The organism is Pseudomonas sp. H1_G08 (assembly GCF_054681355.1).
This window is the reverse complement of record NZ_CP162822.1, coordinates 3,596,427-3,621,689: the sequence shown is the minus strand read 5'-3', so window position 1 is coordinate 3,621,689 and position 25,263 is coordinate 3,596,427. Positions and strand designations below refer to the sequence as shown.

The 25,263-nt window shown below is 60.8% G+C and carries 18 protein-coding genes; 11 read left to right on the top strand and 7 right to left on the bottom strand.

Annotated elements, in window-relative coordinates:
* Positions 1-2 precede the first annotated feature (2 nt).
* Complete coding sequence (gene xseA, locus AB4N85_RS16325; protein ID WP_252868232.1) at positions 3-1,382, bottom strand: exodeoxyribonuclease VII large subunit; 1,380 nt, start codon at positions 1,380-1,382, stop codon at positions 3-5.
* Between the two features lie 219 nt (positions 1,383-1,601).
* Here xseA and AB4N85_RS16320 point away from each other — a divergent pair, with 219 nt between their 5' ends.
* From AB4N85_RS16320 to guaA, 4 genes are all read left to right on the top strand, one after another.
* A complete protein-coding gene (locus AB4N85_RS16320) occupies positions 1,602-2,369 on the top strand; it encodes a sulfite exporter TauE/SafE family protein (protein ID WP_095181712.1) in 768 nt (255 codons plus the stop codon).
* 163 nt (positions 2,370-2,532) lie between these two features.
* Entirely contained in the window at positions 2,533-3,081 is a 549-nt protein-coding gene (locus AB4N85_RS16315) for a sugar ABC transporter ATPase (RefSeq protein ID WP_041479923.1), read from the top strand.
* Between the two features lie 105 nt (positions 3,082-3,186).
* The gene (gene guaB, locus AB4N85_RS16310) at positions 3,187-4,656 is read left to right on the top strand and encodes an IMP dehydrogenase (protein ID WP_016773343.1); all 1,470 of its coding nucleotides are present in this window, start codon (positions 3,187-3,189) and stop codon (positions 4,654-4,656) included.
* Positions 4,657-4,736: 80 nt separating this feature from the next.
* Positions 4,737-6,314, top strand: a complete 1,578-nt coding sequence (gene guaA / locus AB4N85_RS16305) for a glutamine-hydrolyzing GMP synthase (protein ID WP_016773344.1) — start codon at positions 4,737-4,739, stop codon at positions 6,312-6,314.
* A 77-nt stretch (positions 6,315-6,391) separates the two neighbouring features.
* On the opposite strand, the gene AB4N85_RS16300 is transcribed toward guaA, so the two are convergent.
* Positions 6,392-9,520 (bottom strand): membrane-targeted effector domain-containing toxin, encoded by a 3,129-nt coding sequence (locus AB4N85_RS16300; protein ID WP_252868231.1) that lies wholly within the window; start codon positions 9,518-9,520, stop codon positions 6,392-6,394.
* A gap of 100 nt (positions 9,521-9,620) precedes the next feature.
* Positions 9,621-10,325 carry a trehalose operon repressor gene (treR, locus tag AB4N85_RS16295; protein WP_056790138.1) on the bottom strand — a complete coding sequence of 235 codons (705 nt, stop codon included), beginning with the start codon at positions 10,323-10,325 and terminating at the stop codon, positions 9,621-9,623.
* Positions 10,326-10,560: 235 nt separating this feature from the next.
* Between treR and treP the strand changes: the two genes are divergently transcribed.
* The 7 genes from treP (at position 10,561) to tadA (ending at position 19,965) form a co-directional block, all read left to right on the top strand.
* Positions 10,561-12,003 (top strand): PTS system trehalose-specific EIIBC component, encoded by a 1,443-nt coding sequence (gene treP / locus AB4N85_RS16290; protein ID WP_041479919.1) that lies wholly within the window; start codon positions 10,561-10,563, stop codon positions 12,001-12,003.
* A 118-nt stretch (positions 12,004-12,121) separates the two neighbouring features.
* Positions 12,122-13,768, top strand: coding sequence for an alpha,alpha-phosphotrehalase (gene treC / locus AB4N85_RS16285; protein WP_252868230.1), 1,647 nt, complete (start codon positions 12,122-12,124; stop codon positions 13,766-13,768).
* Between the two features lie 107 nt (positions 13,769-13,875).
* A complete protein-coding gene (locus AB4N85_RS16280) occupies positions 13,876-15,099 on the top strand; it encodes a carbohydrate porin (RefSeq protein WP_460065060.1) in 1,224 nt (407 codons plus the stop codon).
* A gap of 50 nt (positions 15,100-15,149) precedes the next feature.
* Positions 15,150-17,678 carry a phosphoenolpyruvate--protein phosphotransferase gene (gene ptsP / locus AB4N85_RS16275; protein WP_460065058.1) on the top strand — a complete coding sequence of 843 codons (2,529 nt, stop codon included), beginning with the start codon at positions 15,150-15,152 and terminating at the stop codon, positions 17,676-17,678.
* 2 nt (positions 17,679-17,680) lie between these two features.
* Positions 17,681-17,971: a PTS transporter subunit EIIB gene (locus AB4N85_RS16270; RefSeq protein WP_460065056.1), complete on the top strand. Its 291-nt coding sequence runs from the start codon at positions 17,681-17,683 to the stop codon at positions 17,969-17,971.
* 117 nt (positions 17,972-18,088) lie between these two features.
* Positions 18,089-19,465 (top strand): multicopper oxidase family protein, encoded by a 1,377-nt coding sequence (locus AB4N85_RS16265; protein ID WP_056790126.1) that lies wholly within the window; start codon positions 18,089-18,091, stop codon positions 19,463-19,465.
* The gene (tadA, locus tag AB4N85_RS16260) at positions 19,465-19,965 is read left to right on the top strand and encodes a tRNA adenosine(34) deaminase TadA (RefSeq protein WP_071173476.1); all 501 of its coding nucleotides are present in this window, start codon (positions 19,465-19,467) and stop codon (positions 19,963-19,965) included. The genes AB4N85_RS16265 and tadA overlap by 1 nt, the downstream gene beginning before the upstream one ends.
* 166 nt (positions 19,966-20,131) lie before the next feature.
* Here the strand turns inward: tadA and cmoB are convergent, their stop codons facing one another.
* From cmoB to lon, 4 genes are all read right to left on the bottom strand, one after another.
* Complete coding sequence (gene cmoB, locus AB4N85_RS16255; RefSeq protein WP_095181720.1) at positions 20,132-21,088, bottom strand: tRNA 5-methoxyuridine(34)/uridine 5-oxyacetic acid(34) synthase CmoB; 957 nt, start codon at positions 21,086-21,088, stop codon at positions 20,132-20,134.
* Positions 21,085-21,828, bottom strand: coding sequence for a carboxy-S-adenosyl-L-methionine synthase CmoA (gene cmoA, locus AB4N85_RS16250; protein ID WP_460065052.1), 744 nt, complete (start codon positions 21,826-21,828; stop codon positions 21,085-21,087). Before cmoA ends, cmoB begins: the two co-directional genes overlap by 4 nt.
* Before the next feature lie 195 nt (positions 21,829-22,023).
* On the bottom strand, positions 22,024-22,416 hold the full coding sequence (locus tag AB4N85_RS16245; protein ID WP_056790115.1) for a protease inhibitor I42 family protein: 393 nt from the start codon (positions 22,414-22,416) through the stop codon (positions 22,024-22,026).
* 216 nt (positions 22,417-22,632) lie between these two features.
* Positions 22,633-25,047 carry an endopeptidase La gene (gene lon / locus AB4N85_RS16240; RefSeq protein WP_460065049.1) on the bottom strand — a complete coding sequence of 805 codons (2,415 nt, stop codon included), beginning with the start codon at positions 25,045-25,047 and terminating at the stop codon, positions 22,633-22,635.
* Positions 25,048-25,263: the final 216 nt, after the last annotated feature.

Sequence of the window (25,263 nt, the reverse complement as noted above, 5' to 3'; positions counted from 1 at the left end):
GATCAGTCCAGTAAAGAGAGGGTGACGGGCGTCAGGTGATTGTCCTCGACGCGCACTTGCAGTTCGCCTTCGCCGAGTTTGGCTTTCAGGCGCTGGCCGGTGTGGGTCTGCGCAGCGTTGCGGATCGCGTGGCCACGCTCGTCGAGCAGGATGCTGTAACCGCGACCGAGGGTCGCCAATGGACTGACCACATGCAGGGTCTGCATCTGACTGTGCAATAGCTGACGACGCTGTTTCAGACCATCGCGCATGGCTCGGGGCAAACGTTCGGCGAGGCTGTCGAGGCGCTGACGAAGCATCGCCAATTGGCGTCCCGGATGTTGCCCGGCGAGACGGGTTTCCAGACGGATCAGGCGTTCTCGACGCGTATTGAGGCTGCGCTCGAAAGCGCGGCGCATGCGCATGTCCAGATCATCGAGACGCTGAGCCTGCTGACGCAGACGTTCGCCGGGATGCCGCAGCCGTCGGGCCATGCCTTCCAGACGCAGGCGATCACGCATCAAGCGGTCACGCATGCGCATCACCAGACGCCGGTGCAGGCTCTCGACCTGACGGATCAGATGGCTGGAATCCGGGGCGAGCAGCTCGGCGGCGGCCGAGGGTGTTGGTGCGCGGACGTCGGCGACAAAATCGCTGATCGAAACATCGGTTTCATGGCCGACGGCGCTGACGATCGGCGTGACACAGGCATCGACCGCGCGCGCCACCGCTTCCTCGTTGAAGCACCAGAGGTCTTCCAGCGAGCCGCCGCCACGGGCCAGGATCAGCGCGTCGAAGCCACGGGTATCGGCCATTTTCAGCGCGCGGACAATCTGCGCGGTGGCCTCGCGGCCCTGCACAGCGGTTGGAATCAGGGTCAGTTGCACCTGCGGCGCACGGCGGCGGAATACGCTGATGATGTCGCGAATCACCGCGCCGGTCGGCGAACTGATGATGCCGATGCGCTGTGGATGCGCGGGCAGCGGCACTTTGCGTTCGGCACTGAACAGGCCTTCGGCGCTGAGCTTTTCCTTCAGCGCATCGAAGGCCAGACGCAGCGCGCCGTCACCGGCCGGCTCCACGGTGTCGAGGATCAGCTGATAGTCGCCACGGCCTTCGAACAGCGAAACCTTGCCGCGCACCTTGACCGCCAGACCATCCTTCAACGCCTGACGTACGCGCGCGGCGTTCTGCCGGAACAGCGCGCAACGCACCTGCGCGCCGCTGTCCTTGAGGGTGAAATAGACGTGGCCGGACGCCGGGCGCGCGAGGTTGGAGATTTCGCCCTCGACCCAGATGTTGCTGAACACGTCTTCAAGCAACACCCGCGCGCGGCCGTTGAGCTGGCTGACGGTCAGGACTTCACGGTCCAGGCCAAGTCTTGCAAAGGGATCTTTAATCATGGGGCGCAGTTTAAAGGCATTTGCCCGCCAATCACCATGACGCCGCACAAAACCCTGTGGGAGCGAGCCTGCTCGCGAAAGCATTGTGTCAGCGGACAACAACGGGAATGACACTCCGCCTTCGCGAGCAGGCTCGCTCCCACATGGGATCAATTTGATATCTGGTCGTGCTGCCCGCTACTGGCTACAGTCAGCGCGGTCTTATAAAGGATGCGGACGATGAGCGTGATGGAGCTGTTGGGGGCGTGGTCGTGGGGCGCTGGCGGTTGGGCGGTCATCGGGTTGGCCATTGCCCTGGCCTACATCGTCTTCGGCATCGCCGGTTTCGGCACGGCGCTGGTCGCGGGGCCGATGCTGATTCTGTTCATGCCGCTATCGAAAATCGTGCCGCTGCTGGTGCTGCTGGATTTCGTCGCGGCATTCGGCAATCTGCTGCCCTCGCGGCGCGACGTCGCCAAGCCGGAATTGCTCAGGCTGCTGCCGTGCATGGCGATCGGCTGCACGTTGGGGGTGATCTTCCTGCTGAATCTGAAATCCGATCTGTTGCTGCTGTTGATGGGGCTGTTTATCAGCGCCTATGCGGTCTACAGCCTGTGGGTCAAAGCGCGCCCCGCGCAGTTGTCAGCGGCGTGGGCGGTGCCGATGGGCACGGTGGGTGGGTTGTTCGGCGCGTTGTTTGGCAGTGGCGGCTTTCTTTACGCGATTTATCTGAACAGCCGCCTGCCCAAGGAAGCGGCGCGGGCCACGCAAAGTGCGTTGATCAGTTGCAGCACCGTGGTGCGCTTGAGTCTGTTTGTCATCGCCGGTGTGTATGCCGAGCTACCCTTGTTGATGCTGGCGCTGTGTCTGTTGCCGGCCATGGCGCTGGGCTTGTGGATCGGCCGGCGGCTTACCATGAGATTGTCGCGCGAAGCGTTTGTGCGGCTGGTGACGTGGCTGGTGCTGGCCAGCGGGATCGCGTTGATGGTGCGCTATTTCAGCACTTGACCGGATTTCTTCAGGGATTAAGCTGCCGGCCGCAGTTCCTTGTGGGAGCGAGCCTGCTCGCGAATGCGGTGGGTCAGCAACAAAAATGCAGCCTGACACTGCGCTTTCGCGAGCAGGCTCGCTCCCACATTGGAAATCTTAAATACTGGCAGCAGGCTCCACCATGAACTCGCAAAGCATTATCGTCCCGAAAATCTCCACCCTGCCGGTGCACGAGCCCCGGGCGCGGGCGATCGTGCGCTGGCTGGTGCGCAAGAATATCATCGAAGAACAGCTGACTACCTGCGGCCGCACCGGCAACCGTATGGCCCACGCCATCGCTGATGGGGCTCGCGCCGTGGTGCTGCACCCGCAAGCGCTGCCGTTCGGCGAGCCGGTCAATGGCCTGGAGATCGTCACCAAACGCTGCATCTACACCCCGGCCAAGGGCTTTCTCGAAGAGGCGGGTTGCGCCGAATGTCGCCGCGAAGTGGGTGAGGCGCTGTTCGAGAGTCTTGAAGACTGGTTTCCAGGCCGCACCGACAATTTCACCTGCCCCGAATGCGGGCATGAGGACGACATCAACGGCTTTCTGTTTTTGCAGGAATGCGCGTTTTCCAACCTCGGCTTCATTTTCAACAATTGGCTGGAGGCGGGGTTCAAGCAGAGCTTTATCGACGAGTTCGCCGATTGGCTCGATCAACCTGTCTCTTGGGTCAAGGTGGAGCTGTAGGGCCGGGCTTTTCCATCTATCAATTAGGCTGAGTTTTACATTGAACAGCAGGGGGTGTCTGACTATAATGGCGCGCTTCCATTTTCCCGCTCGGGAGCCCCCGCGATGCTGCGTATCAGCCAAGAAGCTCTGACATTCGACGACATTCTCCTAGTGCCCGGTTATTCCGAGGTACTTCCCAACGAAGTCAGTCTCAAGACCCGTCTTACCCGTGGCATCGAACTGAATATTCCTCTGGTTTCTGCCGCCATGGACACCGTTACTGAAGCCCGTCTGGCAATCGCCATGGCTCAGGAAGGTGGCATCGGCATTATCCACAAGAACATGACCATCGAGCAGCAAGCTGCCGAAGTGCGCAAGGTCAAGAAGTTCGAAGCCGGTGTGGTCAAGGATCCCATCACCATCGAGGCCGATGCCACGGTGCGTGATCTGTTCGAACTGACCCGTCTGCACAATATCTCCGGCGTTCCGGTCCTGCACGATGGCGACCTGGTCGGCATCGTCACCTCCCGCGACGTACGTTTCGAAAACCGTCTGGAAGCCACTGTCCGCGAAGTGATGACGCCTAAAGAGCGTCTGGTCACGGTCAAGGAAGGCGCCGACAAGAACGACGTACGCGAACTGCTGCACAAGCACCGCATCGAGCGCGTGCTGATCGTCGACGACAAATTCGCCCTCAAAGGCATGATGACCGTCAACGACATCGAAAAAGCCAAAGCCTACCCGCTGGCCAGCAAGGACGATCAAGGTCGTCTGCGCGTTGGCGCTGCGGTCGGCACCGGTAAAGACACCGGTGATCGCGTGACTGCACTGGTCAATGCCGGCGTGGACGTGGTGGTGGTCGACACCGCACACGGTCACTCCAAAGGCGTGATCGACCGCGTACGCTGGGTCAAAGAGAACTTCCCTGAAGTGCAGGTGATCGGCGGCAACATCGCCACCGGCGCTGCCGCCAAGGCCCTGGCCGAAGCCGGCGCCGACGCAGTCAAGGTCGGTATCGGCCCTGGCTCGATCTGCACCACCCGTATCGTCGCCGGTGTCGGCGTACCGCAAATCAGTGCCATCGCCAACGTCGCCGCTGCCCTTGAAGGCACTGGCGTACCGTTGATCGCCGACGGCGGTATCCGTTTCTCCGGTGACCTGTCCAAGGCCATCGTGGCCGGTGCGTCCTGCGTGATGATGGGCTCGATGTTCGCCGGTACCGAAGAGGCCCCGGGCGAGATCGAACTGTTCCAGGGCCGTTCGTACAAGGCTTATCGCGGCATGGGTTCGCTGGGCGCCATGTCCCAGGCTCAAGGTTCGTCCGACCGTTACTTCCAGGACTCCTCGGCAGGCGCCGAGAAACTGGTTCCGGAAGGCATCGAAGGCCGTGTGCCGTACAAAGGCACCCTGAGCGCGATCATTCACCAGTTGATGGGCGGTCTGCGTTCCTCGATGGGTTACACCGGCAGCGCCAACATCGAAGAAATGCGTACCAAACCCGAGTTCGTGCGGATCACCGGTGCCGGCATGGCCGAGTCCCACGTTCACGACGTGCAGATCACCAAGGAAGCGCCAAACTACCGCGTAGGTTGAGGCTTCCAGCAAAACGTTAAATCACCGGGGCTGTTCATTCAGCCCCGAGTTGTTTCTGATTCACTACATGAGAATGAGTCATGGCCCTCGACATTCACGCTCACCGCATCCTGATCCTCGACTTCGGTTCGCAATACACCCAGCTGATTGCCCGCCGCGTGCGCGAGATCGGCGTGTACTGCGAACTGCACCCGTTCGACATGGACGAAGATGCGATCCGCGAATTCGCCCCTAAAGGCGTCATCCTCGCCGGCGGCCCCGAGTCCGTGCACGAAGCCAACAGCCCGCGCTGCCCGCAGGCGGTGTTCGACCTCGGCGTTCCGGTGTTCGGCATCTGCTACGGCATGCAGACCATGGCCGAGCAACTGGGCGGCAAGGTTGAAGGTTCCGAACTGCGTGAGTTCGGTTACGCCCGCGTTGACGTGGTCGGCAAGAGCCGCCTGCTCGACGGCATCGAAGACCACATCGATGCCGACGGCCTGTTCGGCCTCGACGTGTGGATGAGCCACGGTGACAAAGTCACAAAGATGCCGGAAGACTTCCACATCCTCGCCAGCACCCCGAGCTGCCCGATCGCCGGTATGTTCAACGACGACCGCGCTTACTATGGCGTGCAGTTCCACCCGGAAGTGACCCACACCAAGCAGGGCGGGCGCATCCTCTCGCGCTTCGTCCTCGACATCTGCGGTTGTGAAGCCCTGTGGACGCCGTCGAAGATCGCTGAAGACGCCATCGCCAACATCCGCGCCCAGGTCGGCACCGACAACGTGCTGCTGGGTCTGTCCGGCGGCGTTGACTCCTCGGTGGTTGCCGCGCTGTTGCACAAGGCCATCGGCGATCAGCTGACCTGCGTTTTCGTCGACAACGGCTTGCTGCGTCTGCACGAAGGCGAGCAAGTGATGGCCATGTTCGCCGAGAACATGGGCGTCAAGGTGATCCGCGCCAACGCTGAGGAGCAGTTCCTCAACAACCTGGCCGGCGAAGCCGACCCGGAAAAGAAGCGCAAGATCATCGGCCGTACCTTCATCGACGTGTTCGATGCCGAATCCTGCAAGCTGGACAACATCAAGTACCTGGCTCAGGGCACCATCTACCCGGACGTGATCGAGTCGGCTGGCGCGAAAAGCGGCAAGGCCCACGTGATCAAGTCGCACCACAACGTGGGCGGCCTGCCGGAAGAGATGAACCTGAAACTGGTCGAGCCACTGCGCGAACTGTTCAAGGATGAAGTGCGTCGTCTGGGCCTGGAACTGGGCCTGCCGTACGACATGGTCTACCGTCACCCGTTCCCGGGCCCGGGCCTGGGTGTGCGCATCCTCGGTGAAGTGAAAAAGGAATACGCCGACCTGCTGCGTCGTGCCGACCACATCTTCATCGAAGAACTGCGCAAAGCCGACTGGTACCACAAGGTCAGCCAGGCGTTCGTAGTATTCCAGCCAGTCAAATCGGTCGGCGTGGTCGGCGACGGCCGTCGTTACGCCTGGGTCGTTGCCCTGCGTGCCGTAGAAACCATCGACTTCATGACCGCACGTTGGGCACACCTGCCTTACGAACTGCTGGAAACTGTCAGCGGCCGCATCATCAATGAAATCGAAGGCATTTCGCGCGTCACTTACGACGTGTCGAGCAAGCCGCCGGCGACGATTGAGTGGGAATGATCCTGCTGCGGTTCGAATAACGAAAAACCCTTGGCGTGAAGCCAAGGGTTTTTTCGTTTCAGAGCCCTGATAACTGATCAGGCGGGTAAACGACTTTGCAGGGTCATGCCGAGCTCGATCAGGCGCTCGGCTACTGCGGCGATGTCGCGGAAGACCATGCCGGTGATGCGGCGCATCGACTGGTCCCAGATATAAAACCGGCCATCTGCGGTGCAATGCACCCTTGTTTGCACGATGTTGCTGGCGCTGTTGCGCCGCACGAGTGTGTATGTGCTTGGTTCTGTTTTCCGTATCACGAACATGCCATTGCGAGGCAGAAGCTTTTCCAGCGTTGCATCATTCCATGGCGGCACGGGGGCCTTGACCTGCAATCGCAGGTCAGCGAACAGAGGGTCGAAGGCGCTGTTTGTCGTCGCCCCGTTGTAAAACGGGCCGCGAGCGACTTCCACTCCCGGGTCGATCCTGAGGTCGGCCACCTCGTCGGGCCAGACTTCTTCGATGCGCAAACCGATGCCGCCGCGGAGTTCGCTTATGCCTGCCAGATCTCTGAAGGTATTGGTATTCGTGGCATCGACCAGAGCCACCCACTTGCCGGGTCTGTTGAGCAGCTTGTCACGCTCCATGATCTGCGTTGCGAGGCGCGCCTTGATCATCTGCTCTTCGATCGACGTGAGCGGGACTTTCAGCGTGCAGGTTTCTGCTGCATCCAGCCCATGAACCCGGACGCCATTGGCTTGGGCAGCCCGGATCAATTCGAGCATGTTGAACCGGTTCTCAGGGTCAGTGCCCAGGCTGGACAAATAGGTACTGAGGTCTTCTGACATGTCCCCCGACAGGTAGAAATGGTTGAGGTCATCCTGGGCGAAATCACTCAGCAATCCACGCACGTAGAGGGTTTTGATATGCCGCGCGAACGTTGGCATGTTCTCGATCATGAAGCGCGTGCTGGCGATGCGATCGAGGGTTTCACCGACGGCCAGTCCATCGGTATTGGCAAAGATGAGATCAATCAACTCATCGATCTCCATCTGCGGACTGACGGGCGGAATGACCGGGCGCTGGGGCAGGTTGATCCATTTCAACTCCCGGTAGAATGCTTCGGCGTCGTTCAGCAGAGCCGTGCGTTGTTCGCCGAAATGGGCCACGTAGCGGTCGGTAGCCAGCAGATAGCGGCGTCCGGCGCTTGTGGTCTCGGCAGAAGGGTTGGGCAAGTTCATTGCCCATCTTCTCATTCCGGGTATTTCCGTCTCTGAGATACCTTTGAGCTTCGTAGCCGGGCGTAGCGGACACGGAACGCCTGGAAGCGGTTCGACGCGTGGCAGGTCCACCGACGGTGTTGCCTCGGTTGAGCTCACATCAGTCTCCGGCAAACATGCCTTGCCCACGCATTGACCGCCTCCGCGCAGCCGCAGCGCTGGCATGCGCTCCCACTTGCCGGCGCTTCCCAGGCGGACCGGCAACGAATAAGCGAACTGATTGGGACGCTCGGGATTGATGATTGCCCAGTTGCCACCGTCGTGCGAGTCGGCGAAGTAGCGCACGTAATAGGCGGCGCCATCCATTTCGATGGCATGACCGGGTTCTTTGTCGAGGCGGTAGATGCCTTCGTATTTCCCCGGCGTCGCCTCTACAGCGTGTTGCGCAAGTAACTCGTTGCATCGATAGCTGGCCGGTACTTGCGCAAAAGTCGAACCTTGCCGCGGAGCAGGCGTAATCAATGGCTCAGTGACATCGACGAATGCCGTTTCGCCGGGGATTTCGTTTGCCAACTCGCTGGCAGTTTCATTGGACGACGTGACGGGCGGGGGATCCAGAGGCGGCAATGACCGCGAGTCAGCCGAAGTAAGTTCGATCAGCCCGCGCATCTCTTCAGCCTCGGCATACTCAACCTGTGGCCCAACTTCCAACTGCGCGCCAGTGCCAATCAGGAACGGAACATTGAATACGGTTTCGATAGCGCTGAGCACCGCACCGATAACCCCGGCTCTACGCTCGGTCGCCGTAATGCCGTTGATCGCCTGATCGATGTTCAGCCCCGTGTTGACGACGCCCGCCCCAATCAACGGCAAAGCTGCAGGCCAGCCCACGGCCGCCATCGGGCCGAACACTTTCAGCCCGGCGCTCAGATAGCCGGTCCAGAGTTTCTTGCGCAGGTCACTGTTGGACGTGAGCACCAGATGCGCCTCGGCAACCATGCCCGTGCGGGTCGACTCGCTTAACCACGTGAAGGCGTCACCGCTGATCGCAACGTTGCTGCGGTTGATCATTCGATGATCGCTGTGGCCCCAGGTGCTCACCAAACGGTTCATCAGATCAGTGAGGTTCTCGGTGATGTGATTGCTGTCAGCCAGCGAGAAGTGCTTGAGAAACAAAGAGCGTTTCTGCTCTGAATTCATCTGCTCAAGCATCCACCAGTGCAGATCCGCGGCAGTGTCCATCAGCCGAAAGGCCTGGGCCTGTCCCGGCAGGTAAAGGGTCTGCCGGCCACTGTCTTCGACCAGACGCAGCACGTTGGTGGCGACGTGACCGTCCAGATCCAGCGTGCGCACTTGCGCGCCGACCGGGTACGTCGATCGGAGCATTTGCAGGGTTACCGGCCAGCTTACGGGGCCGATCAGCGAGGTGACGATGCGTTGAAAATCATTGCCGTCAACGTCCCCCTGTTGCAGCGCCTGCACCGCCTGACTGAGGAAGTTGCACTTGGCCAGGGCGCGGAAATCGTCCGACGAGGTTTGCCAGAATTTGGTCAATTGACCGCTGTAACGCGTGCTGAAATCAACGGCCCAGAATGCCTTCAGCACATCGCTGCCAAGCAGTCGCACTTCGTTGCTCTGATTGAAATTCTCCGCGCCCGGGCCATCCGAGTAGAAGCCGCAGTAAAGGCCCAGCAAATCTGCGTTGTCTTGGTCGGTGGCGCGAAATCGATGGACGACCAGTTGCGTGAGGGTGAGCGTTTCATAAGGCTTTTCCAGCAAGTGCTCCCAACCGGTAAAGGTCAGCGTGCTGCTTTGCGCCGTTTTGAAACGATGGAAATAAACCTGGTCGGGATCAAGGCCAGATAGGCCCTTGGCGGCCAGCAGTTCGATCGCGACTAGCCGAGCCTCATCCAGCAGGCTTGGGCAGTTCTGCACAATGGTAGTGGCGATGGCTTTGAGGGCGGTTTTGTCCGCTGCGTTTGGCAGCAGACGACGTTCGGCAGTGGTCATTCGGGTGTTCATCCTTGAGACACAAAGGCAGAAGATGGCCCATGCGCTCAAGGGGAGGGTGTTACTCGGCTATTGCGTGTTGCGTATCGAAAGATATGCCTCAGCGCCGCGCCACATCGGAAAAATAGAACTTGTCCAGCGTATGCCGCGATTCGGTGTACTCGAACTGGCGGCCGTCCTGCAGGAAGGTCTGGTTGCTGACCACGATGACATGGCTCTGGCCGTCGAGGTCCAGATGGTGGTGGTCGTCCTTGCTGCACGGCACGGCTTCGATGGTGCGCTGGGCGTAGGCGATCTGCAGTTGCAGGGTCTGTTCGATGTGGGCGTAGATCGAATGTTCGGCGATGTCTGCAGACAGGTCGGGAATCACCTCGCTGACGAAGTGGTTGATGTCGAGGATGACGCGTTTGCCGTCGATGCGCCGCACCCGTTTGATCCGGGTGATCGGGCTGCCGGGCTCGGCATTGATGTGTTCGAGCAGCGCACCTTCCAGCGGCACCTGACACATCTCGACCACTTCGGTGCTGACGTCGTTGCCCAGTCGCGGGTGGGTCTCCTGGAAACTGACGATGCCGCCGAGCTGGAATTCGATCGGGTTGGTCGACAGCACGAACGCGCCTTTGCCGTGAATCTTCTGAGCGAAACCGCGTTCCTGCAACTGGTCGATGGCCTTGCGTACCGTGCCACGGCTGGCCTGATAGGTGTCCATCAGCTCGGTTTCGGAAGGCAGCCGGGCGCCGCGCTCCAGGCGCTGCGTGGTGATGCTGGCAAGCAAATCGCTGTAGATCTGGTTGTATTTGCTCATGGCTGGACTCTGTGCCGACGGTGCTCAAAACCCCGAACCTTAAGGGCAGGGTAGGGGTTTGTCCATGCGGACGAAGGAAAACATCTTAGGTCGGAGTAGGAAGAATCCGCATTTTTCTGACGTTCATCCACGGACGCAAACTCGTACAGACGAGTTGTTGCATTAACTCGTACAGACGAGTATTTTTCCTCTCGGCGTGCTGCCAATAACAACAATCCACGACGGAAGAACAAGCATGAGCCATGACTACCCGAACATCGCCAAGGAGCTGCTGGAAAGCCTCGGTGGCCGCGACAACATCGAGCAGGCGGCGCATTGCGTGACGCGTTTGCGCCTGGCGCTGAAGAACCCCGCGCTGGTGAATGTGGCCGCGCTCAATGGCGTCGATCTGGTCAAGGGTTCGTTCTTCACCGGCGGCTTGTATCAAGTGGTCATCGGCCCGGGTGATGTTGAAAAGGTTTATGCCGAACTGCGCCAGCAGACGGGCCTGGCGGCATCGACCATCGCCGACGTTAAACAGAAAAGCGCCGAGAAGATAAACGCCATGCAGCGGCTGGTGCGGGTGTTTTCCGATGTGTTCATGCCGATCCTGCCGGCGCTGATCATTGCCGGCCTGTTGATGGGCATCAACAACCTGCTCGGTGCCAAGGGCATGTTCATCGAGGGCCAGACCCTGCTGGATGCCTATCCCAACCTCGACGGGTTGTGGAGCCTGATCAATCTGATGGCCAACACCTCGTTCGTGTTCCTGCCGGCGCTGGTCGGCTGGTCGGCGGCCAAGCGTTTCGGCGGCAGCGAAATTCTCGGCATTGTCCTCGGTCTGATGCTGGTACACCCGGACCTGCTCAACGCCTGGAATTACGGCAAGGCCGTGGCCGGGCTGGATGGGCAGCAACTGCCGTACTTCGACATCCTCGGCCTGTTCCAGGTGGAAAAGGTCGGCTACCAGGGGCAGATCCTGCCGATCCTGCTGGCGGCGTACGTGATGAGCGTCATCGAAAAATGGCTGCGCGCGCGAGTGCCCAACGCCGTGCAATTACTTGTGGTGCCGATCACCACCATCGTTGTCACTGGCGTGCTGGCGCTGGCGATCATCGGCCCGGTGACCCGGCATATCGGCATCTACATCACCGAAGGGCTGGTGATGCTGTTCGATCTGGCGCCGTTGGTGGGAGGTCTGATTTTCGGTTTGCTGTATGCGCCGCTGGTAATCACCGGCATGCACCACATGTTCCTCGCCGTGGATCTGCAATTGATCTCGAGCCAGGGCGGCACCTTCATCTGGCCGATGATCGTCATGTCCAATCTGGCGCAGGGCAGTGCGGCCCTGGCGGTGTTCTGGATGACGCGCAATGCGCGGGACAAGAGCATGGCCTCGACCTCGGCGATTTCTGCGTATTTCGGCATCACCGAGCCGGCGATGTTCGGCGTCAATCTGCGCTACAAGTTTCCGTTCTACGCCGCGCTGGCCGGTTCGGCGCTGGGTTGCATGTTCCTCTCGCTGAACAAGATCCAGGCCTCGGCCATCGGCGTCGGTGGCCTGCCCGGTTTCATCTCGATCATTCCGCAGTTCATCCCGATGTTCGTCATCGGGATGCTGATTGCCATGCTCGTGCCGTTTGCCCTGACCTGCGTGCTGAGCATGAAGATCGTCCGCCCGGGTTACCGGGTTGCCTGAAATTGAACTGTAGGAGCTGCCGGAGGCTGCGATCTTTTGATCTTGCCTTTCAAAATCGAAAGATCGCAGCCTCCGGCAGCTCCTACAGAGATCGTAAAATTCAAGAGGGAAATCCGCCATGCAAGACTGGCAACGTTCGGTGATCTACCAGATCTACCCGAAGAGCTTTCACAGCCATGCCGGCAACGCCACCGGCGATCTGCTCGGCATCGTCGCCAAGCTCGATTACCTGCAATGGCTGGGGGTCGATTACCTGTGGATCACGCCGTTCCTGCGTTCGCCGCAGCGCGACAACGGCTACGACATCAGCGACTACTACGCGGTCGATCCGAGCTACGGCAGCATGGCCGACTGTGAACTGCTGATCGCCGAAGCGGGCAAACGCGGGATCAAGCTGATGCTCGACATCGTGGTCAACCACACCTCGATCGAGCACGTCTGGTTCCAGCAGGCGCGCAGCAGCCTCGACAACCCTTACCGCGACTTCTATATCTGGCGCGACCAGCCGAACAACTGGGAATCCAAGTTCGGCGGTTCGGCCTGGGAGTACGAAGCGCAGACCGGCCAGTATTATCTGCACCTGTTCGACCACACCCAGGCGGATCTCAATTGGGACAACCCCAAGGTCCGCGACGAAGTGTTCAAGATGATGCGCTTCTGGCGCGACAAGGGTGTGGGTGGTTTTCGTCTGGACGTGATCAACCTGATCTCGAAACCGGCGGACTTCCCCGAGGACGACAGCGATGGTCGGCGCTTCTACACCGACGGGCCGAACGTGCACACCTACTTGCAGCAGATGCACCGCGAAGTCTTCGAAGGGCATGAGCTGATCAACGTCGGCGAGATGTCTTCGACACGTCTGGAACACTGCATTCGTTACTCCAATCCGCAGTCGAAAGAACTGTCGATGACCTTCAACTTTCATCACCTGAAGGTCGATTACCCGAATCTGCAGAAGTGGGTGCGCGCCGATTTCGATTTCCTCCAGCTCAAGCAGATTCTCTCCGACTGGCAGACCGGCATGCAGGCGGGTGGCGGCTGGAATGCGCTGTTCTGGTGTAACCACGATCAGCCACGCGTGGTCTCGCGGTTTGGCAATGACGGCGAGTACCGCGAGCTGTCGGCGAAGATGCTCGGCACTGCGCTGCACTTTCTGCAGGGCACGCCCTTCGTTTATCAGGGCGAAGAATTGGGAATGACCAATCCGGGGTTCGAGAGCATCGAGCAATACCGTGACGTCGAGACCCTGAATATCTTTCGCCTCAAGCGTGAAGCCGGGGCAAGCGACCTCGACAACATGGCGGCGATCATGCAGAAGTCCCGCGACAACGGGCGCACGCCGATGCACTGGCACGCCGGGCACAACGCCGGCTTCACTCGCAGCGAACCATGGATCGGTGTGCCGGCCAATGCCGCACAGATCAACGTCGCGCATCAACTGCACGACGCGGAATCGGTGCTGCATCACTATCGGCGCCTGATCGCTTTGCGCCGCACTGAAGCGTTGATCTCCGATGGCATCTATCGCCAACTACTGCCGGAGCATCCACAGGTCTGGGCGTACCTGCGCGAGGGGACGGGAGAGCGCTTGTTAGTGGTGAACAATTTCTATGGCACCGCATGTGAGGTCGAGCTACCGGCGCTGATCGACGAAGCCCAGGAGCAGCGCCTGCTGATCAGCAACTACCCGGACTGCCCGCAACGCACGAGTTTGCTGCAGTTGCGACCTTACGAATCCTTCGTGCTGCACCTGACCGACCCCTGATTTTTTAACTGAATAACAACCTTTGAAAAAACACGCAGAACGCTGCGCGGGGGATTTGTGCGCGCTGAATTCCTGCAACCACACAATAAAAACAACGGGTGGCATATATGAGAGCAACCATAAATTACAGCCTGGCAGTCGCGGGGATTTGTCTGGCAATGCCCACGTCCTCACAGGCGCTGGAGTTCGGCGGCTATCTGCGCAGCGGTGTCGGTACTTCGGTCAACAGCAGCAGCCAGTCGTGTTTCCAGTTGCCCGGCGCGCAGACCAAATATCGCCTCGGTAACGAGTGCGAGCAGTACGGTGAGCTCGAGCTGCGCCAGGATCTGTACACCCTCGACGACGGCTCGGTGCTGAGCGTCGACGGCATGGCATCGCTGTACAACCGTTACGACCGCAGCCTGACGTTCAAGGAAGACAACGGCTCGATTCGTTTGCCGCAGGCTTACGCGCAATGGTCGGCGATGCCCGCGCTCAACGGCGGCTCGCTGTGGGCCGGTCGGCGCTACTACAAACGTAACGACATCCATATTTCCGATTTCTATTACTGGAACCAGAGCGCCACCGGTGCAGGCATTGAAGACGTGTTGCTCGGTGGCCTGAAATACAGCTACGCCTTTTCGCGCAAGGACAACCTTTACCAAAAGGTTTACATCAACCGCCACGACTTCAACGTCGGCGGTTTCAACAGCAACCGCGGCGGAGAACTGGAGTTCGGCCTCAGCTACATCGACAAGCCCGACAGCCGCGACGCCCACCGTGGCTGGGCGATTACCACTCAGCACGTGCAGCAGGACTTTCTCGGCGGCAAGAACAAACTGGCGCTGCAATACGGCGAAGGGCCGGGCACCGGATTGGGCTATACCGGTAACGTCAGGCTTGATGACCGCAACAAGAGTTATCGGATCGTCGAGTTCTTCGACTGGCAACTGACGCCACGTTTTGGCGGACAATTCCAGGCGGTGTATCAGAAAGATATTCGTCAGGGCGGCGCCGATCAGAACTGGCTGTCACTCGGTGTGCGTCCGGCCTATGCACTGAGCGAGCAGTTCAAACTGGTGACCGAACTGGGTCACGATCAGGTCGAGGCGGCGGACGGCACGCGCAAGCTGAGCAAGTTCACCTTTGCACCGACCTGGTCACCGAAAGGCCCGGAATTCTGGGCGCGGCCCGAGGTGCGTCTGTATTACACCTATGCCAGCTGGAACCAGGCAGCCAAGCGTGCCGCCAACCTGTTGGCCAAAGGTTCGGCGCTGTCCGACACCGGCGTCTTCGGCAACGCACGGCACGGGGCCAATGTCGGGCTGCAGGTTGAATACTGGTGGAAATAAGCAAAGCGGCTGCGACCGCTCATTCAATCAATACACGCTCAGGTGATGTCATGGCCACACCCCAACAATTGCAGCTGCTGGCTCCTTTATCCGGCGTGCTGATGGCGCTGGACCAGGTGCCCGACCCGGTGTTTGCCGGGCGGATCATCGGCGACGGTTTGTGCATCGACCCGACTTCGTCAACGCTCTGCGCACCGCTTGCAGGTGTGGTCAGCGACGTGCAGGCCAGCGGGCATGCGCTCACCATCACCAGTGATGCGGGTGTTCAGGTGTTGATGCATATCGGCCTGGACACGGTGAATCTCGCCGGCGAAGGATTCACCCGCCGCGTTGACGCGGGGCAGCGGGTCGAAGCGGGGCAGGCGCTGATCGACTTCGATGCTGACTACATTGCCCTGCACGCGCGCAGTTTGTTGACTTTGATGCTGGTGGTCAGCGGCGAGCCGTTCGATTCACTCGTTGGCTCAACCGGGTTGGTCGAGGTGGGCCAGCCAGTGCTGGACGTCGTGGTCGGCGCAGTCGTCGGCGAACATCCAGCACCGGTGCCGGGCGACGCGGTGTTCTCGCAGCCGATCCATCTGCCCAATCCCAATGGCCTGCACGCGCGGCCGGCGGCAGTATTCGCCCAAGCGGCCAAAGCATTTTCAGCGACCATCCATCTGCACAAGCTGCAAGCTCAAGCCAACGGCAAATCCCTGGTGGCGATCATGGCGTTGCAAACGGCTCATGGCGACAGTGTGCAGGTCAGCGCCGAAGGCGAAGATGCGAAAGCAGCGGTCGCAGCGCTGACACGCTTGCTGGGCGAAGGCTGCGGTGAAGCGGTCACAGCGCCCGCGCCGGTCGAAGCCGATGCAGCGGAAATGCCGAACATCCTGCGCGGTGTCTGCGCCTCGCCCGGTTCGGCGCTGGGACAAGTCATGCAGATCGTCGAAGCGTCGCTTCTGGTCAACGAGTTCGGCGCCGAGCCGCCAGTTGAACTGGAGGCGTTGAGCCAAGCCCTGATCGAAGCCGACATGGCCCTGCAACATCTGCGCGACACCGCCAGCGGCCTAGCGCAGGCGGAGATCTTCAAGGCGCATCAGGAACTGCTGGCCGACCCGAGCCTGCTGGATCAGGCCCGGGCGCTGATCGACGCGGGCAACAGCGCGGCGTTTGCCTGGAAGACCAGCACCGACGCAACGGCGGCGATGTTTCGCTCGCTGGGCAATGCCTTGCTGGCTGAGCGCGCGGCGGATCTGGATGATGTCGGCCAGCGCGTGCTGAAGCTGATCCTCGGTGTTCACGAACAAGCGCTGGAGTTGCCGGACGACACCATTCTGATCGCCGATCAGTTGACCCCGTCCCAGACCGCCGCGCTCGATACGCGCAAGGTGCTCGGGTTTGCCACCGTCGGCGGTGGCGCCACCAGCCATGTCGCGATTCTCGCGCGAGCCTGCGGTTTACCGGCGATCTGCGGCATGCCGGCGCAAATGCTCGGGCTCGGCAACGGCACGCGGGTGCTGCTCGATGCCGACAAAGGCGAGTTGCAGTTGCACCCGGACGCCGAGTCCATTGATCAATTGCGCACGCGGCATGAGCGCCAGCGCCAGCGTCATCAGCAGGAACTGGCGCAGGCCAGCGAGGCGGCCTGCACCCGTGACGGTCAGCACATCGAAGTCACCGCCAACGTTGCCTCGCAGGAAGAAACCGCCCAGGCCATGGAGCTGGGCGCGAATGGCGTGGGGCTGTTGCGTTCGGAATTTCTCTACTTGGGCCGTCAGCAGGCGCCGAGCCATGACGAACAGGTGGCCACTTATAGCGCCATCGCGCGCACCATCGGGCCGGCACACAATCTGGTGGTGCGCACCCTCGATGTCGGTGGCGACAAACCGCTGGCTTATGTGCCGATGGACAGCGAAACCAATCCTTTCCTCGGTTTGCGTGGCATTCGTCTGTGCCTTGAGCGACCGCAACTGTTGCGCGAGCAGTTCCGTGCAATCGTCGCCTGCTGTGAACTGACGCGTCTGCACATCATGTTGCCGATGGTCACGAATTTGGCCGAACTGCGTCTGGCGCGGCAGATTCTCGAGCAAGAAGCGCGGGTGCTGGGCCTGGCGCACCTGCCAAAGCTGGGAATCATGATCGAAGTGCCTGCCGCTGCGCTGATGGCCGATGTGCTGGCGCCGCACGTGGATTTTTTCTCCATCGGCACCAACGACCTCACCCAATACACCCTGGCCATGGACCGCGATCATCCGCGTCTGGCCAGTCAGGCGGACAGCTTTCATCCCTCGGTACTGCGCCTGATTGCCATGACGGTGAAGGCTGCGCATGCCCACGGCAAATGGGTCGGCGTCTGCGGCGCCATGGCGTCTGAACGCCTTGCGGTGCCGTTGCTGCTGGGGCTGGGTGTGGATGAGCTGTCGGTGAGCGTGCCGTTGATTCCGGCGATCAAGTCGGCGGTCCGCGAAGTGGATCTGGCCGACTGTCGAATCATCGCCGAACAGGTTTCGAACCTGGAAAGCGCCGCCGACGTGCGCGCAGCCTTGCAGCAGTTTCATGGGGCGAAAGTCGATGCCTCGCCGGTTATGGAGAATTGAACATGTTCGACAAATTGCAGCAGGCATTCTGGAAAGCGCTGACGCCGGATCTAGTCCCGGATGAGGTGAAAGCCGTCGCCGAACCGATTGCCGGCCTGAGCGCCGAGATTGTTGCGGCGCTGGGCGGTGTGGATAACCTCAAGTCGCAGCACCCGGTGGCGCTGACTCGGGTGCGCGTGGCGCTGCACGACGCGGCCCGGGTCGACCGTCAGGCGTTGAGTCTGGCCGGTGTGGCGGGCGTCATGCCGCTTGAGGGCGGCGTGCTGCACCTGATTACCGGGCTGCGCGTATAAGGCCGACAAGACGTGCGGCCGCAGGTCGCCCTTACTGTTTCTCAACTGCGGGTGTATCGTATTCGCCTTTTGCGGATCCCTCGGGGTCTGTCGCTGATACGTGAGGTAGTTGAGTTCATGTCCTTTACCCGTCGCCAAATCCTCGGTGGCCTGGCCGGTCTTGTTGTCGTTGGCGTGGGCGCGGGAGGCGCGTCGCGTTACTGGCTGGGCAAGATGGCCGACGCCGAGGCCGGCCACGACTATGAACTGATTGCCGCGCCGCTCGATGTCGAGCTGGTGCCGGGCCACAAGACCGAAGCCTGGGCGTTCGGCCCGTCGGCGCCGGGCACCGAGTTGCGTGTGCGTCAGGGTGAATGGCTGCGGGTGCGTTTCATCAATCACTTGCCGGTGGCGACTACCATTCACTGGCACGGTATCCGCCTGCCGCTGGAAATGGACGGCGTGCCTTACGTGTCGCAACTGCCGGTGCTGCCGGGCGAATACTTCGACTACAAATTCCGTGTGCCGGACGCTGGCAGCTATTGGTATCACCCGCATGTCAGCAGCAGCGAAGAACTCGGACGTGGTCTGGTCGGGCCGCTGATCATCGAGGAACGCGAGCCGACCGGTTTCAAGTACGAGAAAACCCTGAGCCTGAAGAACTGGCATGTCGACGAGCAAGGCCAGTTCGTCGAGTTCAGCATCCCCCGCGAAGCGGCCCGTGGCGGTACCGCCGGGCGCTTGTCGACGATCAATGGTGTGCCGCTGCCGGTGATTGATCTGCCGGCCGGGCAGATCACCCGGGTGCGTTTGCTCAACCTCGACAACACCCTGACCTATCGCATCAACATCCCCGATGTCGAAGCGAAGATCTACGCGCTGGATGGCAACCCGGTCGAGCCCCGCCCGTTGGGCAAGGAATACTGGCTCGGCCCCGGCATGCGCATTTGCCTGGCGATCAAGGCGCCGGCGGCCGGTGAAGAGTTGTCGCTGCGCAACGGCCCGGTGCGCCTTGGCACGCTACGTTCGGTCGCCAACACCGACGCGCCGACGGACTGGCCGAAAGCCCTGCCGGCCAACCCGGTGGCCGAGCCGGATCTGGCCAATGCCGAGAAACTCAACTTCAATTTCGAATGGGTCGGCTCGGTCTCGGTGAACACCGAAAACGGCAAGCCGCCGAGCCTCTGGCAGATCAACGGCAAGGCCTGGGACATCACCGACAAGACCTGTGCTGACCGACCGATTGCCAGCCTGAAACTGGGCCAGAGCTATATTTTCGAATTGAAGAACATGACCCAGTACCAGCACCCGATCCACCTGCACGGCATGAGCTTCAAGGTGATCGCGTCGAACCGGCACAAAGTCGTGCCGTATTTCACCGACACCTATCTGCTGGGCAAGAACGAGCGTGCGCAAGTGGCGCTGGTGGCGGATAACCCGGGGGTGTGGATGTTCCACTGCCATGTCATCGACCACATGGAAACCGGCCTGATGGCCGCGATCGAGGTGAAGTGATGCGCCAGATCCGCCCGGCGGCGATCATCGACCGCAGCCGCGACCGCGACTTCATGCGCGAAGCCTTGACCCTCGCCGCGCAGGGCGCCGCCCTCGGTGAGGTGCCGGTGGGCGCGGTGCTGGTGCACGATGGCGTGATCATCGGTCGCGGCTTCAATTGCCCGATCAGCACCAGCGACCCGAGTGCCCACGCCGAAATGGTCGCGATCCGCGCCGCCGCGCAGGCAGTGGATAACTATCGCCTGCCGGGCAGCACGCTGTATGTGACGCTGGAGCCTTGCAGCATGTGCGCCGGGCTGATCGTGCATTCGCGGGTGGCGCGGGTGGTGTACGGCGCGCTGGAACCCAAGGCCGGGATTGTGCAAAGTCAGGGGCAGTTTTTTACCCAGGGCTTTTTGAATCACCGGGTGTTGTATGAGGGCGGGGTGTTGGCTGAAGAATGTGGTGCGGTGCTGACCGAGTTTTTCCGCGCCAGACGCACCAAAAGCCCCTCACCCTAACCCTCTCCCAGAGGGAGAGGGGACCGACCGAGTTGAATGGACCAAGTCCGCCGACCTGAAATACCGAGTCGGACTCAAGTTTTGAAAAGCTCAACAATCAGCGCCCTCTCCCTGGGGAGAGGGCTGGGGTGAGGGGTAGGCCCACCGCGGTCATGGGAAAATACGCTTACTTCCTGGCGACGATAACTGCCCGCATCGGCGCCGGCAGCCCTTCAATGGTTTTGCTGTGGTCCTCGGGATCCAGAAAATCGCTCAGCGACTGATACTTCATCCACTCCGTCCCGCGTTGTTCTTCCACCGTCGTGGTACTGACATCCACACAACGAATATCGCTGAATCCGGCTCTGCGCAGCCACAATTCCAGCGCCGGAACCGACGGCAAAAACCACACGTTGCGCATCTGCGCGTAGCGATCTTCCGGCACCAGCACCTGATGCTTGTCGCCTTCGACCACGAGGGTTTCCAGCACCAGTTCGCCGCCCTTGACCAGGCAATCCTTCAGCGCCAGCAAATGCTCGATCGGCGAGCGACGGTGATAGAACACGCCCATGGAAAATACTGTGTCGAAGCCTTCCAGATTCGGCGGCAGGTCTTCGAATGGGAACGGCAGGTGCCAGGCATTCGGCTCGGACAAGTAACGCTGCACCGCCTGGAACTGGCAGAAGAACAGCCAGTTCGGGTCGACCCCGATCACGCTGTCGGCGCCGGCACCGAGCATGCGCCACATGTAGTAGCCGTTGCCGCAACCGACATCGAGGATGCGTTTGCCCTTCAGGTCGAGGTGCGGGGAGACCCGCGACCACTTCCAGTCCGAGCGCCATTCGGTGTCCACATGCACACCGAACAGATCGAACGGCCCTTTGCGCCACGGCGACAGGCCCATCAGCGCGGTGCGCATCTGCGCGCGGGTGTCGTCGTCGCAATCGGTGTCGAGTTTCAGGCCGTTGAGCAGGTCGACTTCGCTTGGCTGGATCTTCGGCAAGGCGTCCAGCGCACTTTGCCAGCGCTCCAGATCGCCGTGGCCTTTGTCCATTTTCTTGTCGAGTTGCGCTTGCAGCGTGTTGGCCCATTCGGCCAGCGGTGTACCGGCCAGACGCCGGGCGAGGGGGGACAGATCAATCATGGCAAGGCAATCAACGAGGCAAAGTTAAGACACTGGAACCACGGCACGACTTTCGAGAACCCGGCGGCCAGCAGGCGTTCGCGGTGTTCTTCGAGGCTGTCGGGCTTCATGACGTTTTCGATGGCGCTGCGCTTCTGGGCGATTTCCAGTTCGCTGTAGCCGTTGGCGCGTTTGAACGCTACGTGCAGATCGGTGAGCAGCGCATGCTCTTCGGCATCGTTGAAGCGCAGCTTTTCCGAGAGAATCAGCGCGCCGCCGGGCAACAACGATTGGCGAATCCGCGAGAGCAATTCAGTGCGCTGATCCGGGGCGATGAATTGCAGGGTGAAGTTCAGCGCGACTACGCAGGCGGGCTCAAATTGCAGCGCGAGGATATCGCCCTCGATGACTTCGACCGGCAGCAGTTCCTGAAACATCGAATCCTGACCGTTGAGGTATTCGCGACAGCGCTCGACCATCGCCGCCGAGTTATCCACAGCGATGACCCGGCAACCGTCGGTGCGCACATGGCGGCGCAGGGCTTGAGTCACTGCGCCGAGCGACGAGCCGAGGTCATAGAGCACGCTGTTCGGCTGGGCGAATTGCGCCGCGAGCACGCCGAGGTTTTCGACGATGGTCGGGTAACCCGGCACCGAGCGCTTGATCATGTCCGGGAACACCCGCACCACGTCTTCATTGAAGGCGAAGTCAGGCACCTGGGCCAAAGGCTGGGCGAATAGGCGATCGGGTTCTTTGCTCACGGCGGCGTCCGGCGGTGTCGGTGGAAAAGGCCGGCATTTTAGCCAAAGTGGCGCGGGGATGCTTGGGTTGTCTGATAAAGCACCGAACCGGGTGTAATTCTCGCCGTCTGGGATATGGCTTTCGCGAGCAGGCTCGCTCCCACAGGGGGGGCGCGGTGATCTGTCGGAGCGAGCCTGCTCGCGAAGAAGCTGCAGTCAGTTCACCGAAATGGCGCAGTCGAAGGTCTCAACAGGCAGCACTTCCGGTGCCCACGGTTGTTGCGAGGTCAGGCGCAAACGCCCGGTGCCTGCTGCAAAGGCCTGGAAGCGCCAGGTCGAAACCCCCGCTGCGCCAACCACGCCGGCATCTTCCGGATTGCTGTAAACCTCGGGGCTGAGGGCGCGCAACACGCCGCCAGCTGAATCCTGAATCGCCCAGCGGTAGCCGGTGGTCGGGTTGCTTGGCAGGCTGATGATCAGGTTTTGCCCGACGTTGAGCCGCACGGGACATTCGCTTTGTTTTTCCACGGTCACGTTGTGTTTCGGTTGCGTGGCGCAGGCCGCCAGCAAGGAAAGGGCGAGGGGGAGAAACAGGCGAATGGGGGACATGAGGTCAGCAGCTCCGGCGGTTACGACGAACGGCGAGCATAACTGAAGATGGGACAAAGTGTGACGGTCAGGGAGTTCCGTGTTGGCAGCACTGAAGCCATCGCTGGCAAGCCAGCACCCACAGGTTTCTCGGTTGACCACAAGATTTGTGGGCACATTGAACATTGTGGGAGCTGGCTTGCCAGCGATAGCGGTACATCAGGCACTACATGATTGTCAGAAGAGCACCTTCGCCACGTCCGCAAACCGCTTGGCAAAGTGCACGGTAATCCCTTCCTTCAGATAATCCGGCAGTTCCTCAAAGTTACCCCGGTTCGGCTCCGGCAGAATCAATTCGAAAATCTTCTGCCGGCGCGCTGCGATGACCTTTTCGCGCACGCCGCCGATCGGCAATACATGCCCGGTCAGGGTCAGTTCGCCAGTCATCGCCACGCCTTTTTTCGGCGGCTGATTACGTGCAAGCGAGAGCAGGGCGCTGGCCATGGTCACGCCAGCGCTCGGGCCGTCCTTCGGTGTTGCGCCTTCCGGTACGTGCAGGTGGACGAAGGCTTCGTCGAAGAACTTCGCATCACCACCGAATTGCTTGAGGTGCGAGCTGACGTAGCTGTAGGCGATCTCCGCCGATTCCTTCATCACATCGCCCAATTGCCCGGTGAGCTTGAAGCCCCGGTTGAGCGTATGAATCCGCGTGGCCTCGATCGGCAAGGTCGCGCCGCCCATGCTGGTCCAGGCCAGGCCGGTGATCACGCCGGTGCCGGACAGCACTTGTTCGTTGCGGAATACCGGATGGCCCAGCGAGGCTTCAAGATCTTTCGGGCCGAGTTTGATCACCGCTTTCGGATCGTCGATCAGCTTCATCACCGCTTTGCGCACCAGTTTGCCCATCTGCTTTTCCAGCTGCCGCACGCCGGCTTCACGGGCATAGCCGTCGATCAGGGCTTTGAGCGCGGTGTCGCTGATGCTCAGGCTGCCTTTTGATACTCCAGCCTTTTCCAGCAGTTTCGGCCACAAGTGACGCTTGGCGATGGCGACTTTTTCTTCGGTGATGTAGCCGGACAGGCGAATCACTTCCATCCGGTCCAGCAACGGGCCGGGGATCGAATCGAGGATATTGGCGGTGCAGACGAACAGGACTTTCGACAAGTCCATGCGCAGGTCGAGGTAGTGGTCGAGAAATTCGACGTTCTGCTCCGGGTCGAGAGTTTCCAGCAGCGCCGAGGCCGGGTCGCCCTGGTAGCTCTGGCCCATCTTGTCGATTTCGTCGAGCATGATCACCGGGTTCATCACTTCGACGTCTTTCAACGCCTGCACCAGTTTGCCCGGTTGGGCGCCGATGTAGGTGCGGCGGTGGCCCTTGATTTCGGCTTCATCGCGCATGCCGCCGACGCTGAAGCGATAGAACGGCCGCCCGAGGGATTCGGCGATGGATTTGCCGACGCTGGTTTTACCCACGCCCGGTGGGCCGACCAGCAGCACGATCGAGCCGCTGATCTCGCCTTTGTACGCACCGACGGCGAGGAATTCGAGGATGCGATCCTTGATGTCGTCCAGACCCGCATGGTGCTTGTCGAGGATTTTGCGTGCGTGCTTGAGGTCGAGTTTGTCCTCGCCGTACACGCCCCACGGCACCGATGTTGCCCAGTCCAGATAATTGCGCGTGACGGCGTATTCCGGCGAGCCGGTTTCGAGGATCGACAGTTTGTGGGTTTCTTCCTCGAGGCGTTTCTTCACCTGGGCCGGCAGGGTTTTGCCTTCGAGGCGCTGCTGGAACTGTTCGAGGTCGGCGCTGCGGTCGTCCTTGGTCAGGCCGAGTTCCTGCTGGATGACCTTGAGTTGCTCCTTGAGGAAGAACTCACGCTGATGCTCGCCGATCTTGCGGTTGACTTCGGCGGAAATTTCTTTCTGCAGGCGCGCGACTTCGACTTCCTTGCGCAGCATCGGCAGGACTTTTTCCATGCGCTTGAGCATCGGCACGCAGTCGAGCACTTCTTGCAGCTCGGGGCCGGTGGCGGAGGTCAGGGCGGCGGCGAAGTCGGTCAGCGGCGACGGGTCGTTGGGGCTGAAGCGGTTGAGGTAGTTCTTCAGCTCTTCGCTGTACAGCGGGTTGAGCGGCAACAATTCCTTGATCGCATTGATCAGCGCCATGCCATAGGCCTTGACCTCGTCGGTCGGCTCGGTGGGCTGGTGCGGGTATTCGACTTCGACCAGGTACGGCGGGCGATGGTGCTTGAGCCAGGTCTTGATGCGCACGCGGCTCAGGCCCTGGGCGACGAATTGCAGTTTGCCGTTTTCGCGGCTGGCGTGGTGAACCTTGACCAGCGTGCCGTATTCGGGGAGGGCGCCGGTGTCGAAGTGGCGCGGGTCTTCCTGGGGCGTGTCCATGAAGAACAGGGCCAGGGAGTGGTGTTCGGATTTGCTGACCAGTTCGAGGGTTTCGGCCCACGGTTCTTCGTTGACGATGACCGGCAGGACCTGGGCCGGGAAGAACGGACGGTTGTGGATCGGAATGATGTAGACCTTGTCCGGCAGGTTTTGCCCGGGCAGCGCCAGGCCGGTGCCGGAGGATGTGTGTTCGATGTGGTCGTTTTCGTAATCGTCGTGGTTGTCCGGGCGATCTTGCTGGTCGGTCATGGGGCACCTGCGCAATGGGGTATGGGGTGTTAGATGGGGCAGGGGTGGGGTGGTTTCAATGGGGCGGGTGTGTTTCTGCTTGTGTGTTCAGGTTTGCAAAGTTTTTCACCTTGTTAACCTTGGCGGCCGTTGGGCCGGTGGCAAGATCCTTCAGGTCGGCACGGATGCCTAGTGGAATCTAACAATGTCTGTGCATAACTAGCGAAAAACGCGAGT

Bases quoted from the DNA above. Each gene is read 5' to 3' on its own strand.
- guaB (WP_016773343.1), top strand. From the start codon at position 3,187: ATGCTGCGTATCAGCCAAGAAGCTCTGACATTCGACGACATTCTCCTA.
- AB4N85_RS16245 (WP_056790115.1), bottom strand. From the start codon at position 22,416: ATGTCCCCCATTCGCCTGTTTCTCCCCCTCGCCCTTTCCTTGCTGGCG.
- lon (WP_460065049.1), bottom strand. From the start codon at position 25,047: ATGACCGACCAGCAAGATCGCCCGGACAACCACGACGATTACGAAAAC.
- treP (WP_041479919.1), top strand. From the start codon at position 10,561: ATGAGCCATGACTACCCGAACATCGCCAAGGAGCTGCTGGAAAGCCTC.
- AB4N85_RS16315 (WP_041479923.1), top strand. From the start codon at position 2,533: ATGAACTCGCAAAGCATTATCGTCCCGAAAATCTCCACCCTGCCGGTG.
- ptsP (WP_460065058.1), top strand. From the start codon at position 15,150: ATGGCCACACCCCAACAATTGCAGCTGCTGGCTCCTTTATCCGGCGTG.
- treC (WP_252868230.1), top strand. From the start codon at position 12,122: ATGCAAGACTGGCAACGTTCGGTGATCTACCAGATCTACCCGAAGAGC.
- AB4N85_RS16270 (WP_460065056.1), top strand. From the start codon at position 17,681: ATGTTCGACAAATTGCAGCAGGCATTCTGGAAAGCGCTGACGCCGGAT.
- tadA (WP_071173476.1), top strand. From the start codon at position 19,465: ATGCGCCAGATCCGCCCGGCGGCGATCATCGACCGCAGCCGCGACCGC.
- treR (WP_056790138.1), bottom strand. From the start codon at position 10,325: ATGAGCAAATACAACCAGATCTACAGCGATTTGCTTGCCAGCATCACC.
- cmoB (WP_095181720.1), bottom strand. From the start codon at position 21,088: ATGATTGATCTGTCCCCCCTCGCCCGGCGTCTGGCCGGTACACCGCTG.
- AB4N85_RS16320 (WP_095181712.1), top strand. From the start codon at position 1,602: ATGAGCGTGATGGAGCTGTTGGGGGCGTGGTCGTGGGGCGCTGGCGGT.
- AB4N85_RS16280 (WP_460065060.1), top strand. From the start codon at position 13,876: ATGAGAGCAACCATAAATTACAGCCTGGCAGTCGCGGGGATTTGTCTG.
- AB4N85_RS16265 (WP_056790126.1), top strand. From the start codon at position 18,089: ATGTCCTTTACCCGTCGCCAAATCCTCGGTGGCCTGGCCGGTCTTGTT.
- guaA (WP_016773344.1), top strand. From the start codon at position 4,737: ATGGCCCTCGACATTCACGCTCACCGCATCCTGATCCTCGACTTCGGT.
- xseA (WP_252868232.1), bottom strand. From the start codon at position 1,382: ATGATTAAAGATCCCTTTGCAAGACTTGGCCTGGACCGTGAAGTCCTG.
- AB4N85_RS16300 (WP_252868231.1), bottom strand. From the start codon at position 9,520: ATGACCACTGCCGAACGTCGTCTGCTGCCAAACGCAGCGGACAAAACC.